Genomic DNA, 13,795 nt, shown 5'->3' with positions numbered 1-13,795 from the left:
CGTTGCGTTTATTATCAGCATTTTAAGTTATTTCATATAAAACTAAATCGGCTTTTTACTATAAACAATTTTAACATAAGAGCACCTACTATTTCTTTGAATTAATATCAAATATCCTCAAAACACCTTCCCCATATTTCTCAACCTTTTTCTTCCCAAATCCCTTCACCTTCAACAATTCTCCCTCATTAGCCGGGTAAGCCGAAATCAGCGCTTCCATCTCTTCATTGTTAAAAATCATATAAGCTGCAATATTTTCTTCCCTTGCTTTCATCAGCCTGAATTCTTTCAGTTCCTTGATCAGCTGTTCCCTGTCCTTCCTTTTGCCCGCCTTAACCTCTTCTTTGGCAACAGCCACCTGTTCTTTTGCCAGTTTTTCCTGAACCGGCAGATCTTCCTCTATGAAAAAGTAGTATTCACCTTCGTTGGATTTATCTTTACTCAGCAAGCCTACCTTGATCCCGTTATCCAGATATTTCTGCCTAACTTCTTCAGCCTGCTGGTATTCTCCGGTGATCTTGATAAACTTCCTGCCGTTTCTGGTTTTACCCTCTCTTACCCTCGGTTGGTTATTATCACCTGTCTGGTATGACGTCTCAACTTCTGCCACCCTGCCGGGCTTTTCTTCTACATCCATTACTTTTACTTCCCTGTTGAGATATGCCTTGGCGACTCTTGGGTAGACAAACAGCCTGGTGATATTGTCTATATCATTGGCGGATAAAATAGCCGCGTTATTCTTCCTGATATGCTCCACCAGCCTGGCCGGACCATCGAAAACATCCATGCAGCATTGGTTGGCTTTTACCCAGGAAGCCTTGGTAAACACTACTCCCGCCTTGATCCATTCGTCCGGGTGCTTGTCAACTTTGATCAGTCCGGTACCCTCTATCCATTTTCTGATCAGGATCAGGTGCCTTAAATTCTGTTTGGTCGGGCTGTCACAGGCTACCCAGTCTTTGCCTTCTCTTCTCCGCCACTGGTCTTTGTACCCGTTGTAGGCACCCTGCCAGGCCTTGGTTTCAACAATGAACACGCCAGCCGGCCCGATAGATGGGATACAGGTACCGGAGGGTTTTTGTGTTACCACTGAAGGACTCGCTGTTTGTATCGATCAAAGGCCTCGTTACGGAAGTGGGCGGGCTGATGACGCACGGCGCCGTGATTGCGCGCGAGTACGGCCTTCCGGCGGTGGTAGGGGTGGAGAACGCCACGCAGCTGATCAAAGACGGGCAGAACATCCGGGTCAACGGAACGGAAGGCTTTGTGGAAATTTTGTAAGATTGTTTTCTCCTTTAAAGAATGAAGGAATCTTTCATCCAGCTACCGAAAACTTAAAAAATGAGCACTTATAAAAACAAAGAGCAAAAGCGCCTTGGTCAGAAAGGGCTGGTGGCGCTCATAGCATTTCTCAGCGCTTTCACTCCGCTGTCCACCGACCTCTATCTACCTTCTTTACCGGGCATGACGAACTATTTTCACGCTCCGGTGAACATAGTCAACCTCACTCTAATCTTATTCTTTATCTTTTACAGCGCCGGGATCCTGTTCTGGGGACCGTTAAGCGATAAGTACGGGCGCCGGCCTGTACTGCTGGCGGGCATGATTATCTATGCGTCGGCAAGTCTTATGTGCGCATGCGCCGGGAATATTTATCAGTTAATTATTTTCCGTGTTTTTCAGGCTGCCGGGGGCAGTTCGGCTTCTGCGGTGGCGACAGCTATCGTCAAAGATGTTTATGACGGCAGGAAGCGTGAATCCTTCCTGGCGCTGGTAAATTCCATGGTGGTGGTTGCTCCGGCGGTGGCTCCGGTGCTGGGCGCCGCTATGCTGACGTTTACCACCTGGCGGGGTGTCTTCTGGATTCTGACCGGGGCCGGGCTTTTAGCCCTGGCAGGCGGCGCTGCCCTGGAAGAAACCATAGGAGTACGTTATACCGGCACCATATTTCAGACGATGGGCCGCCTGGGAACAGTGCTTAAAAATCCTGGATTTGCATCCCTGCTCCTGGTTTTTTCTTTATGCAGCATACCTATGCTGTCTTTTGTAGCCTCTTCGTCCTATATCTATATCAAATGGTTTGGGCTGAGCGAGCAGGTGTACAGCTATTTTTTTGCCCTTAACGCGCTATGTTTGCTGCTTGGCCCGCTGCTGTACATAAATTTATCCAGGCGGTTTTACCGCAGTTCAATTATTATCGCCTGTTTTGCGGCAATGACCCTGGGCGGGCTGCTGGTACGCGGCCTGGGCAATTTTAGTCCCTGGCTGTTCGCCGTCTCGCTGATCCCGTGTACCATCGCCGGAAGTTGTTTGCGTCCGCCCGGCACCAACCTGATGCTGGAGCAACAGCGTGAAGACACCGGTTCAGCTTCCTCGCTCATGGGCTGCTGCGCCCTTTTGATGGGCAGTTTAGGGATGTTTTTAATCTCTCTGGACTGGGCCAATACCATTTTCGCGCTCGGTATTATGAACTTTTTAACCGGTCTGACAGGCGGGGCGTTCTGGCTGCTGTTTTCTAAAAAACCGTTTATCAAACAGGTCCCTGATGCTTTCGCCGCGGCGCCGGCGCGCCAGGCCAGGTAAAGACTGTTTATACACCTTGCCCCGGTTGCAGTTCCCTTACCGCGCACGGCCCGGTGGCGCATTTGCCGCAGACGTCGCAGACACCCAGGTCGCTGTAGTAAGCGTCGACTTCCAGGCAGCGCTCATAGCATTTCTGCTTGTTCAGCCCTTCCCGCGTCAGGGCGCCGGTGGGGCAGTTCCGGACGCAGGCAAGGCATTTGCCGCCGCTGTGAAAAAGGCAGTACTGCGTTTCCGGGCGGGGTGTGGGATCTATCGGCTGGTCCATAACAATGCTGCCGACGCGTCCCGCGCAGCCGGCGGCAGTTATAAGCATGTGGTGCAGGCCGAAGGCGCCCAGGCCGCAGATATAGGCCACATGCTTGTGGGACCAGAAAGAAATGAGCTTTTCCGGGTCAAAGTTATGGGTGGGCTGCTGCCAGTTTGTCTTTACCCCTTCAGCCGCCAACGCTTCCGCCAGCCTCTCACAGCAAAGGCTGATCAGCCTGTTTGTTTCAATGTACGCCTCCGCCCATTCCCTGGCAACGTAGGCGTGCTTTTTATTTACCTCAACCAGCTCTTTGCTGAACGGGATGAAAAAAGCCGCCACCGATTTCGCTCCGGCAAGAATATCAGAAGGAAGCAGGTGGCTGGTCCCGACCGCCTGTTTTAATTCACTGAAGAGCGGGTCATCCGCCCGGGCAAATCCGGTAAGCGGGCCGCGGTAGAGGCCCTGTCTCCCGTTTTCTGATACTGTTCTGCCTAACACATCTTTAATTAATGCTTTCATTAGAATCCCCCGATAAGTATTTATTCTTTTAAAGCTCTTATATATTAGCCTCTGAAAAAAACTTGGTTTTTGTTTCCATTGTGATTTTATAAAGGAAACCGGACAACAGGCAGAGAATTCATAATAAAACGACAAACGGAGATATCTGTGGAAAGAAAAGAATCTTTAATCAACCCTCTTGCGGCTGTATTACTGGGTGTGGCGGCAGTCGCTTTTTCCTCCATTTTCACCAAGCTTGCCACCGCCCCCCCGCTGGTGATAGCGTTTTACAGGCTGGCCTTCACGGTGGCCCTGCTTGCCCCGCTGGCCTTGAATGCCGGCGGCCGCCAAGAACTCAGGGGCATCAAGAGGCGGGATCTCGGTATGGCGGCGCTTGCCGGCGCTTTTTTAGCCCTGCATTTTTCTGTTTGGATAACCTCTCTTAATTATACTTCCGTCGCCAGTTCCACTGTGCTGGTTACGATGCAGCCCCTCTTCGTCGTTACAGGCGGTGTTTTGCTTTTGAAAGAGAAGATCGGCATTAGAGGTCTGGCGGGGGCGGCCATAGCCCTGGCCGGCAGCGTGTTGATCGGCATCAACGATTTCCAGTTGGGCGGTACGGCCTTAAAAGGAGACATCCTGGCTTTCAGCGGGGCTTTTTTTGTGGCTGTTTACGTTATGATCGGCCGTAAATTAAGGTCCGGGCTCTCACTTTTTCCCTATGTCTTTGTGGTATTTGGCTCTGCCGCGGCCGTTCTGCTCATTTTCAACCTGGCGGCCGGAACCCGGTTTTATCCTTACCCCGCTTTTGACTGGCTCTGGTTTTTCGCCCTTGCCGTTGTCCCCACTATTTTAGGCCATACCGTTTTTAACTGGGCGCTCCGTTATGTTAAGGCCGTGGTGGTTTCAGTCAGTATACTCGGCGAACCTGTAGGGGCGACAATCCTGGCCTATTTTATTTTTCAGGAGATACCCGGCCTGCTGCAGGTTGCCGGCGGTATTACCGTTATTTTCGGCCTTTGCGTCTTCATTTCCTCTGTGAGAAATTAGCTTTTACAAAGTCTAATCTACGAGTAAAGGTTCCAGGATTCTTAAAGCAAGGTTTCCCCTCTATGCCAAAGAAAGAAGGATTAGGGTAAAAAGTGTTGAAATTATGACTTATTTTATTTTTAATTCTGGACTTGCGGGAGGTGAACCTGTCAAAAAAGTGCCAAATATATCAAGGAGGAGATTAAAGAATTGAGGAAAAGAATTTACTTGTTCGCGCTGGTTGCGCTGCTGGCTGTGGCGCTGCTGGCGGCCGGCTGCGGAGGCTCCAAGGATGCCCCCAAGGCTGCGGGAGGAGACACTATCAAGATAGGTTTCCTCGGAGGAAAAACCGGCGCCCACGCCCACTATGGCATTGAGACCCTTAAGGGTATGCAGATGGCGGTGGATGATATCAACAAAGCCGGCGGTGTTCTGGGCAAAAAGCTGGAAATTGTTGAAGGCGACCACGGCAGCAACAGCAGCGAGGCCGCCAATGTAACCCAGAAAATGATTACCCAGAAAGTTGTGGCGATAGTCGGCGACCCGACCACAGGCATAACCAAGACGGCAGCCCAAATCTGCCAGCCGGCCAAGGTAGTGCTCCTTTCAGCGGGAGCCGTAGGCACCGGTGTTGTTGAAATCGGCGACTATATTTACCGTGACACGCTGCTGGACGCTGTTGCGGCCCCGGCTGTCACCAAGTACCTGAGTGAAGAACTCAAGTGGAAAAAGGTGGCCCTGGTAACCACCACCGGCCTGTCCTACAGTGAAAGCCTGACTGCCATCTTCAAACCGGCGCTGGCTAAATACGGCGTTGAGATTGTGGCGGAGCAGAGCATTATGGAAAAAGACACCAACTTCAGCGCTCAGGTTACCTCACTGAGCCAGAAGAGTTTCGACGGTGTCATCTTTACAGGTTACTACACCGAGGGCGCGCTTTTCATGAAAGAAATGCGCAAGCAGGGCCTGAACCAGGTTATGGCCGGCGGTGACGGGCTCCTCGGCCAGGAACTTTATCAATTAGGAGAAAAAGCGGTTGAAGGCAGCATGGTTTACGCCGGTTTCGCAGTGGACTCGAAAAACGCCGTCGGCATAACCAAGGAGTTTATTGACAAGTACCAGGCCAAGAACAACAACAGCAAGCCGGATATGTTCGCGGCCCAGGGCTACGATGCTGTGATGATGCTGGCCGAGGCCATGAAAAAGGCCAACAGCGCCGACCCGACTGTGTTTAAAGAAGCGCTGGCCAAAACCAAAGATTTCAAGGGCGTGACAGGCACGATCACTTTTGACGCCAACCGCGAACCGATCAAGAGCCCTGTCTACCTGCAGGAAGTCAAAAACTCGGAATTTGTTGTTAAAACTGTAATACCGACAGCCTAGATTTTTATTTCATCTAATTCAGTGCCGCGCAGCCTGCCTGTAAAAACAGGCAGGCTGCCCAGGTATCTACGTCCTCTGCCGCGTGCCGCGGCTGAATCAGGAGGTTTATAAATGTTCTTTCAGCAGCTAGTAAACGGGGTGACCCTCGGCGCGACCTATGCTTTGATCGCCCTGGGTTACACCATGGTCTACGGCATCATCCAGCTGATAAATTTTGCCCACGGGGAAGTCTACATGATCGGTGCTTTTGTGGGCTTGATTATGGTTGCCGTATACAAAGTCAATTTCTTTATTGCCCTGCTGGCGGCAATGGCAGTCTGCATCCCTCTGGCGGTGCTGATTGAAAGGGTGGCCTACCGCCCGCTCCGCAACTCCACCAGGCTCGCCCCCCTTATTTCCGCCCTGGGCGTTTCCATATTCCTGCAGACACTGGTCACCTTGATCAAGGGTGACCCCAACCCGCTCGGTTTCCCCCACGTGATCCAGGATACAGTCTATGCGCTGGGCCCGGTGAAGTTCTCCTTGATTCAGGTTGTAATCCTGATCGTTGCCAGCCTGTTGATGGTCTTTCTTGAAATCACAGTCAAGTACACTAAAATCGGCAAAGCCATGCGGGCTACCTCCGAGGACTATGAAACCGCGAATTTGATGGGCATCAACGTTAACCATGTGGTGTCTTTCACCTTTGCCGCGGGCGCCGCCCTGGCCGCCGCCGGCGGGGTGCTGGTGGGCATGTATTTTAATTCCATCAACCCTTTCATGGGTGTCACCGTGGGCCTTAAATCTTTTTGTGCGGCGGTTGTCGGGGGGATCGGCAGTATCCCCGGAGCAATGCTGGGAGGCCTGCTGCTGGGCATAGCCGAGGTTTTCGGCGTAGCCGCGGGATTTGACACTTACAAGGAAGCTATCTCTTTTGGCCTTTTAATCATCATCTTGCTTTTCAGGCCTACCGGCCTTTTGGGGCATCCCATTCAGAGGAAGGTGTAGGCAGATGGAAGGTGTTTTAAGTATCCTCACCAACCCTTATTATAACCAGGTCCTGACCATGATGGGAATTTTCCTTATTGCCGCGCTAGGACTGCACCTTATTACGGGTGTGACAGGTCAGTTTTCCTTCGGTCATGCCGCTTTTTTGAGTATCGGCGCTTATTCTTCCGCTTTAATGACCATTTACCTGCATACCCCGTTTTTCTTGAACATGCTCGTTGGAGGTTTGTTGGCCGCCCTGTTTGGAATTTTGCTGGGGATCCCGAGCATGCGCCTGACGGGGGATTACCTGGGTATTACCACACTCGGGTTTGGTGAAATCGTCAGGATTGTTTTTATAAACACGAAAATTACCGGGGGTGCCATGGGGCTTGGGGGCATACCCAAGGAAACCAATATAGCCATTGTTTACATCCTGGTTGTGCTGACAGTTTTCAGCCTGTACCGCATCCAAAATTCACGTTTTGGCCGGGCGCTGGCAGCTATCCGGGAGGACGAAATAGCGGCTGAAACCATGGGCATCAACGTTTACTGGTACAAAATCAAGGCTTTCGCGGTAGGCACTTTTTTTGCCGGTGTCAGCGGGGCTCTTTTCGCCCACATGATGCAGTACTTGAACCCTTCAGACTTCGGATTCTCCAGGTCGTTCGACATCTTGAACTTCGTGGTGCTGGGCGGCCTTGGCAGCATCCCGGGGACTATCCTGGGCACAGCCGTGCTCAGCCTGGCGCCCGAGTTCCTGCGCTTTGTCAAGGAATACCGCATGTTGATTTACGGCGCCCTGATGATCCTGATGATGATTTTCCGCCCGTACGGTTTGCTGGGAAATGTGGATCTGGTGCGGGTCTTCAGAAGTCTCAGATCGCGCGGCGCCGGCAAGGGGACTGTATCCGGGGACAGTTAATAACAAAGTGAACCAGAGGTGTATATATGCCTGTTTTACTTGAACTTGACCATATGACAATTAGATTTGGCGGCCTGATCGCTGTCAGTGAGTTAAACATGCAGGTGGAAGAAGGAAAGATCGGCTCACTGATAGGGCCCAACGGGGCCGGCAAGAGCACGGTTTTTAACGTTATCACGGGTATTTACACTCCCACCCGGGGCAAGGTCACCTTTAAAGGCCAGAACATTACCGGCCTGAAGCCTTACGCGATCACTTCCCTGGGCATTGCCCGGACCTTTCAGAACATACGCCTGTTTAAAAACCTTTCAGTACTGGATAATGTCAAGATCGGCCGCCACTGCCGCGCCGGCGGGGGTATTTTCGGCGCGCTGACCCGCCACCCGGGGATAAAGCGGGAGGAAAAAACTATTGCGGAAAAGTCCCTGTCAGCCCTTGATCTGGTCGGGCTTACCGCTAAAAAGAATGAGCAGGCCAGAAACCTCTCCTACGGTGAACAAAGGCGCCTGGAAATAGCCAGGGCGCTTGCCGCCGAACCTGTGCTTTTGCTCCTGGACGAACCGGCGGCAGGCATGAACCCGCAGGAAAAACAAACATTAATGCAGATGATTTTAAACATCCGGCAAACCGGCGTGACCATCCTGCTGGTGGAGCATGACATGAAGTTTGTCATGAATATTTCTGATTGTGTCGACGTGCTTGACTACGGGTGCAAAATCGCCTCAGGCACTCCTTCGGAGGTTCAGAAGGACCCGGCGGTTATCACCGCCTACCTGGGGAAGGAAGTGGGCTGATCATGCTTTTAGCTGTTGAAAACCTGCATGTCTCATATGGCGGCATCCGGGCCTTAAAAGGCATCTCCTTTGAAGTTGAGGAAGGAAAAATAGTCGCCCTGATCGGCGCCAACGGGGCCGGCAAAAGCACTACCTTGAGGACCATCTGCGGGCTGGTGCGCGCTCAGTCCGGGCGGATTGAATACAAAGGGACTGTTGTCAACAAGGTACCGCCTTACAAGATCGTGGGCATGGGGATTTCCATGGTTCCCGAAGGGCGAAGGGTGTTTACCAGGCTAACCGTGCTGGAAAACCTGGAAATGGGAGCGTATTCCCGCGGCAGTTCCCAGGAGGCCAAAGAATCCCTGGCCAATGTTTTTAAGAGATTTCCCCGCCTCCAGGAAAGAAAGAGCCAGCTTGCCGGGACACTAAGCGGCGGCGAACAGCAGATGCTGGCGATGGGCCGGGCTCTGATGTCGAGGCCGCAGCTCCTTTTGATGGACGAACCTTCCATGGGCCTGGCCCCCATGCTGGTGGAAGAGATATTCTCGATCATTAGGGAAATCAACAACTCAGGGACGACCATTCTGCTGGTGGAACAGAATGCCCACATGGCTCTCTCCGTTGCCGGCAGCGCTTATGTGCTGGAAACAGGGGAAATAGCCCTTTCAGGCCCCGCCGCCGAGATGGCCGACAACCCCGAAGTCAGAAAGTGTTATTTGGGAGAGTAAAACAATCGAGCCAATCGGGGACATTTCTCATCCAAAAAGGAATGCCTATTATAGAGAAGTGTCCCCGTTCCTTTGGCATTTCCGACCGTTAGACATAACGGTCAATATTGTTTCCCAGATCGGGAGGGTTGGATACCTGTGGCATTGTGTTCAGCACTCCCTGCATGGCCGTCTCCTGCCGGTCCATAATTTTGCGCAGGACCAGCGTTTGCACCGCGCCTTGATTCTGCACCATTTTCAGCATGGAGTAGGTCCCCGCAATGCTTAAAACGTCAGCATCCGTTTCAGTTCCCCCCTTCATATCCTGATATATAATAAATCGTATAAAGTTACAGATTCTTTAGCTCTATAATTAGCCAAAAGCAACACGTACCCGGCAAAGGATACCTCAACCGAACAGTGATCACGGTACGTTTTAATTAAACAGTTCAATAAACCGTCTCAAAAGCAGCTTTCCGTACTTAACCTCCCGTACTGAATTATGTAATGTAATTGATTAAGATCGTATCCTTCTGTAAATGTGGAATACTTGTACATTGTAACATGGTTATCAAGTACTGTTAATGCAGCTTAATACTTTCCGCTCTGGCGGCAATACTGGCTAAAGCCGCCGCGTCGCCGGTGTCGCAGCCGTCATCTTTACCGGTCAGATAGAGGTCTGTTATAATCGAAGTCAGAACAGTCAGCTTGTCAATATGTTGAATTATCGAAAAAATGTACTTCATCGCCCACTCAGGATGATCGCACTCTAAGGCCATTTGCGCGTAACCTCTGATTACAGCGTTTTTTTCAGTCAATTCAGAAAGCATCCATCTTAGTTCATCCTTGTTCACACCAGCACCTGGTTTCTGAAAACTAGACATATCTGATTTATACAGGATAATCCAGATATATTTAGATTTCTCTCCCGCCGACTAACGGGAGGCAGCGTCACAGGATTCAACTGCTGAGCTATGGACTCTCGTCCATATTCCGGGTGGCTCGCCTTACGGTTCACCGCCCCAGCACTCAACCTAGCGTTTGACAGATAAGAAAATTAGAGAAGGTTTTATCTTTCCGTTAAGGAGGTAATCTATCAAGTATTAGGTTGAGTGCTGGGTCCTGCCCGAAAGGGGTGTTACCCACCGCCTGATCGTTACTCGCGGCAACAGCCTTTCACTGCGTGTACTGTGCCGCAACGCAAACTTTATGGCAAAGGGTTTACCCTGCTATCAGTTGTTTTCTGTGGTGCTGCCAGGAAACCAGGCTTTTCACCTCCTGTTTGGCTTGTTTTTTAATTGCGGCGATTATCGCTTTCTTGACTGAACTCCATTGCTTCCAGTTGGTTAACGACGCGAAGGTATCTCTTTTCTTGATAAACTTTTGTACCAATTGTTTAGGAACCTTTTCGTTGCTGTAACCAAGGCTGTGCCTGGCTATTGTATATCCCGCCGCCTCGTGGTTGGAGATCCCATACTGCTGCTGATATTTAAGTATGCCGACTATCGACGTGAAGGGCGGCGGCGCCTTTACCAGGGGCACTCCCTCGCGGGCGGCCCTGCGTTCTACCTTTGTTAAAAAGCTCGACCAGACGAACCCGTGGCTCATCCGGTTGAATTTGGCCGTCACGGACTTGTCGTTTTTAAACTCCAGATCTTCAACAGCAAGGGCGCAATTTAACTGTTTCGCCATTTTCACCACCAGTGACGCGGCCCCACCGATCAGGTTGTCCCGCCGGTTGCTCCGGGCATATGTCCACTCGCTCTGTGCTAACCAAAGGCTTTCTTTGAACTGCCCCAGGCAGTCGGCGCGGGCTATGCCCAATCCCTCCGGGTTGGTGTCAACGCCAATAACTCCGCTATGGGGGATATATGGTACGGGTATTTCTTCTTCGATGGTTACGTGAATGTAATAGCGGCCATTCTCCCGGATGATTTCCACTTGATAGGCGCTGCCGGTTTTAAGGTAATCCAACACCATCTGCCGGTAGTTGCGCCCGTTGATCAAACCGGTCTTCTTGGAAGGCTTATGGGCTAGGTAGACCGGGAGGGTGATACGGCTGTAGCGGACGGACTTTTCTGTCTCGACCGGCTCTGCGGCTATGTCCAGGTAGATGTTGCCGTCTTTGATGCACAGCCTTATGTTCAGGTTGCCGCCCTTTGTCTTGTCACCCCTGGAAAGGTAGCGGCTGCTCCGGGCTTCCTGCCATGCTTCGTGAGTAATGTTACCCTTGCAGCGTTTATGGAAGAGTTTTTTACCGCCAAACACCACTGGTGGAAACGTGCCGGCATCAAGGTGCTTCTGCCAGAATGCCAACTTCCTCTCTTCTTTGTCCAGGCGTCTTTGCAGCTTGGCTTTTTTTCCGGAAGACCTGGCTTTCTCCAGGCGCTTTTGGGTGAATTCCACTTTATTTGCGGCGCCTGCGTGATTTAGTTTAACCAGCTCTTTCTGTGATTTTATTGTTGCCTGGGCATCGTGAACCGCATCGTTGGCCTGGCGGGAGTTGAGGCTGAACTTGCCCTGTACCGCCAGGCGTATATCCTGGGTTTTCCAATTGTCCATAAGTCTCTTAAATGACCACCTTACGGCGGCGCAATAGCGGCCCATCAGATTATCGAGGAAGATTCTTTGGATTTCCGTTAACTGGAGGATGACGCCTCTAACCGTGGTTTTCACCGGCAATCACCTCCTTAAATCCTCTAAATTTGATTATATTTTTGATATTCTTATTACCTGACGATATTGATAATTTATCCATTGACACCACTCCCTACCATTACTATATCAAAACAGGTGTTCGTGTCAATGGTTTATCTATATAATGGTTTGTTATTAAATGTGTAATTCTGTATATCTATTTTAAAGCAGTTACATACCTCCTCGTATTTTAATGGCTATCAGATGACTAATGTAAACAATAATTGATAATAATTAATTTTTTATATTTAATTTCTTTCTTTTTTCTTAAATTTTACAGAATTAGGGTGAATTGTATGGCGAAAAGTATCAAAACAGTCCCGGCTGAGCCGTTTATAGATCTTTGTTCAGGTATATTCTCAGGGATATGACAAAAGAAACTGCCAGAATAATGAGAGTAATAAGGATAGCTATCAGGTAAACCACCAACAAGTTTTCGCTGGTATAAAGCAATAATGTTTTGCTTAAAGGATGTTCTTGACTATTTGTAAAATAGCCGAAAAGTATACTGGGACCAAAGAACAATTTCCTTTTCAAACTCCTGGTGATCCCGGCCAAACACCCTGATTTCACCCCCATCCTTATTTAAAAGGTTCATAATCAGCTTGATGGTGGTTGTCTTCCCCGCCCCGTTAGGTCCAATAAAACCCATAATATATCCGTAAGGGATGGAGAATGATATCTTGTTCAGGTTAAAGTCCTTAAATTTTTTTGAAAGGTTGTTCACTTCCAGTATGTTTTCCATCACGCTACTCCTCCCCAAAGATCAAATCCAGCATTTGGTGCAGTTCAGCCAGACTGATCCCTAGCATTTTGCTGTCAGACACAATTTCAAACAATTTTTCCTCGACCATCCTCATCCTTTTTTCTTTAAGCATCTCGGCACTCTGTTCCGAAACATAGGAACCTCTGCCAGGTACTGTTTCGATGAAACCGTCCCGCTCCAACTCCTCATATGCCCTTTTACTTGTGATCACGCTGATCTGCAGTTCCCGCGCCAGGTTTCTGATGGAAGGCAGCAGTTCGCCGGTCTTTATTTCTCCCATGATAATGCTGTTCTTAATCTGTTTGTAAATCTGCTCGTAAATGGGTTCCTGAGACGAGTTGGATATAATTATGTTCACTCATTCTTACCCTCCATGTGCTTAAAATATATACTGTATATATACGATATATACAGTATATATTTTAACAGTGTTTTTGTCAACAGTAGAAACTTTTTACCTTTAAATTAATAAAGGCCGCCATTATTTCGGCAGCCGTCTTTGCTATGTTCGATCGCTTTGCTTCTATTCAGCCATATTTCTTAAAGCATTTACTTCTCTGATCTTTATAGACTCCCGGTGAAAATCTATCACACCTTCGTCCCGCAGCCGGCACATTTCACGGGAAAGCGACGGCCGGGAAACATTCAGGAAATCTGCCAGTTCGTTCCTTTTCAGTGGTAATAAAAAAGTGGGTTTGCCCATCTTTTTGTAATTTTCCAGCAGGAATGTGCTTATCTTTCCCCTGAGGCTCTTAATCGCCAGGTATTCCACCTTGCGGTGCAGCATGAGCGCTTTATGTGAAACGATCTCCAGCAGGTTGGTAACCAGCAGTCTGTGGCTGGCGCATAACATTTCACAGTTGCCGACGATCTTTCCCGCCGGTAAAAACATGACAGTGCACGCGGTCCTGGCCGTCACCGAGACAGGCCACACACCTTCACCTGAAAACGCGGCCATCTCGCCGAACATCTCCCCCGGGGTGTTCACCGCTATAATCACCCTGTTGCCGGCCGCGTTTTCCTTGACCACCACCACCTCACCGGCAAGGACAACCCCCAGGCCGGTAAATTTTTCACCGGCGACAGCCACCCAGTCGTTTTTTTCGTAGTTGCTCACTTTTGGTTTGAGGCAGTTGAAAACAAGGTTCAATTCCTCGGGATTTATACCCTTGAATAAGTCGCACTGAGAAAAAACTTTCAGCCATTTCTTAAACATTT

At 49.9% G+C, this 13,795-nt stretch carries 14 protein-coding genes and 2 pseudogenes; 8 read left to right on the top strand and 8 right to left on the bottom strand.

From position 1 onward, the window contains the following. Nucleotides 1–88: 88 nt before the first annotated feature. Nucleotides 89–1,090: an HRDC domain-containing protein gene (locus Pmgp_RS00920; RefSeq protein WP_134212075.1), complete on the bottom strand. Its 1,002-nt coding sequence runs from the start codon at nt 1,088–1,090 to the stop codon at nt 89–91. 5 nt (nt 1,091–1,095) lie between these two features. On the opposite strand from Pmgp_RS00920, the pseudogene Pmgp_RS00915 reads away from it, so the two are divergent. Both Pmgp_RS00915 and Pmgp_RS00910 read left to right on the top strand, forming a co-directional pair. After that, nucleotides 1,096–1,281: pseudogene (locus tag Pmgp_RS00915) on the top strand (PEP-utilizing enzyme); the annotation flags it as partial. A 60-nt stretch (nt 1,282–1,341) separates the two neighbouring features. Further along, on the top strand, nt 1,342–2,583 hold the full coding sequence (locus tag Pmgp_RS00910) for a multidrug effflux MFS transporter (RefSeq protein WP_134212074.1): 1,242 nt from the start codon (nt 1,342–1,344) through the stop codon (nt 2,581–2,583). A gap of 7 nt (nt 2,584–2,590) precedes the next feature. Here the strand turns inward: Pmgp_RS00910 and Pmgp_RS00905 are convergent, their stop codons facing one another. Next, nucleotides 2,591–3,349: an epoxyqueuosine reductase gene (locus Pmgp_RS00905; RefSeq protein WP_134212073.1), complete on the bottom strand. Its 759-nt coding sequence runs from the start codon at nt 3,347–3,349 to the stop codon at nt 2,591–2,593. 147 nt (nt 3,350–3,496) lie between these two features. Between Pmgp_RS00905 and Pmgp_RS00900 the strand changes: the two genes are divergently transcribed. From Pmgp_RS00900 to Pmgp_RS00875, 6 genes are all read left to right on the top strand, one after another. Next, a complete protein-coding gene (locus Pmgp_RS00900; protein ID WP_427909997.1) occupies nt 3,497–4,378 on the top strand; it encodes a DMT family transporter in 882 nt (293 codons plus the stop codon). Between the two features lie 189 nt (nt 4,379–4,567). Beyond that, the gene (locus tag Pmgp_RS00895) at nt 4,568–5,740 is read left to right on the top strand and encodes an ABC transporter substrate-binding protein (RefSeq protein ID WP_134212071.1); all 1,173 of its coding nucleotides are present in this window, start codon (nt 4,568–4,570) and stop codon (nt 5,738–5,740) included. A 111-nt stretch (nt 5,741–5,851) separates the two neighbouring features. Beyond that, nucleotides 5,852–6,727, top strand: a complete 876-nt coding sequence (locus Pmgp_RS00890) for a branched-chain amino acid ABC transporter permease (protein WP_134212070.1) — start codon at nt 5,852–5,854, stop codon at nt 6,725–6,727. Between the two features lie 4 nt (nt 6,728–6,731). Continuing rightward, nucleotides 6,732–7,631: a branched-chain amino acid ABC transporter permease gene (locus Pmgp_RS00885; RefSeq protein WP_134212069.1), complete on the top strand. Its 900-nt coding sequence runs from the start codon at nt 6,732–6,734 to the stop codon at nt 7,629–7,631. Between the two features lie 26 nt (nt 7,632–7,657). Next, a complete protein-coding gene (locus tag Pmgp_RS00880; protein ID WP_134212068.1) occupies nt 7,658–8,425 on the top strand; it encodes an ABC transporter ATP-binding protein in 768 nt (255 codons plus the stop codon). A gap of 2 nt (nt 8,426–8,427) precedes the next feature. After that, on the top strand, nt 8,428–9,135 hold the full coding sequence (locus tag Pmgp_RS00875; RefSeq protein ID WP_134212067.1) for an ABC transporter ATP-binding protein: 708 nt from the start codon (nt 8,428–8,430) through the stop codon (nt 9,133–9,135). 88 nt (nt 9,136–9,223) lie between these two features. Here Pmgp_RS00875 and Pmgp_RS00870 read toward each other — a convergent pair whose 3' ends face one another. The 6 genes and pseudogenes from Pmgp_RS00870 to Pmgp_RS00845 form a co-directional block, all read right to left on the bottom strand. After that, complete coding sequence (locus Pmgp_RS00870) at nt 9,224–9,436, bottom strand: YjfB family protein (protein WP_134212066.1); 213 nt, start codon at nt 9,434–9,436, stop codon at nt 9,224–9,226. 259 nt (nt 9,437–9,695) lie between these two features. Further along, entirely contained in the window at nt 9,696–9,968 is a 273-nt protein-coding gene (locus tag Pmgp_RS00865) for a hypothetical protein (protein WP_134212065.1), read from the bottom strand. 367 nt (nt 9,969–10,335) lie between these two features. Further along, a complete protein-coding gene (locus Pmgp_RS00860; protein WP_134212064.1) occupies nt 10,336–11,790 on the bottom strand; it encodes an IS200/IS605 family element transposase accessory protein TnpB in 1,455 nt (484 codons plus the stop codon). A 520-nt stretch (nt 11,791–12,310) separates the two neighbouring features. Next, nucleotides 12,311–12,556: pseudogene (locus tag Pmgp_RS00855) on the bottom strand (ATP-binding cassette domain-containing protein); the annotation flags it as partial. A 4-nt stretch (nt 12,557–12,560) separates the two neighbouring features. Continuing rightward, a complete protein-coding gene (locus Pmgp_RS00850; protein WP_134212063.1) occupies nt 12,561–12,935 on the bottom strand; it encodes a GntR family transcriptional regulator in 375 nt (124 codons plus the stop codon). A gap of 165 nt (nt 12,936–13,100) precedes the next feature. Next, on the bottom strand, nt 13,101–13,793 hold the full coding sequence (locus Pmgp_RS00845) for a Crp/Fnr family transcriptional regulator (RefSeq protein ID WP_134212062.1): 693 nt from the start codon (nt 13,791–13,793) through the stop codon (nt 13,101–13,103). Nucleotides 13,794–13,795: the final 2 nt, after the last annotated feature.

Source organism: Pelotomaculum propionicicum, from assembly GCF_004369225.1.
Lineage (GTDB): Bacteria > Bacillota > Desulfotomaculia > Desulfotomaculales > Pelotomaculaceae > Pelotomaculum_B > Pelotomaculum_B propionicicum.
The sequence above is the reverse complement of the archived record's forward strand: the minus strand, read 5'-3'. Positions and strand labels throughout refer to the sequence as shown.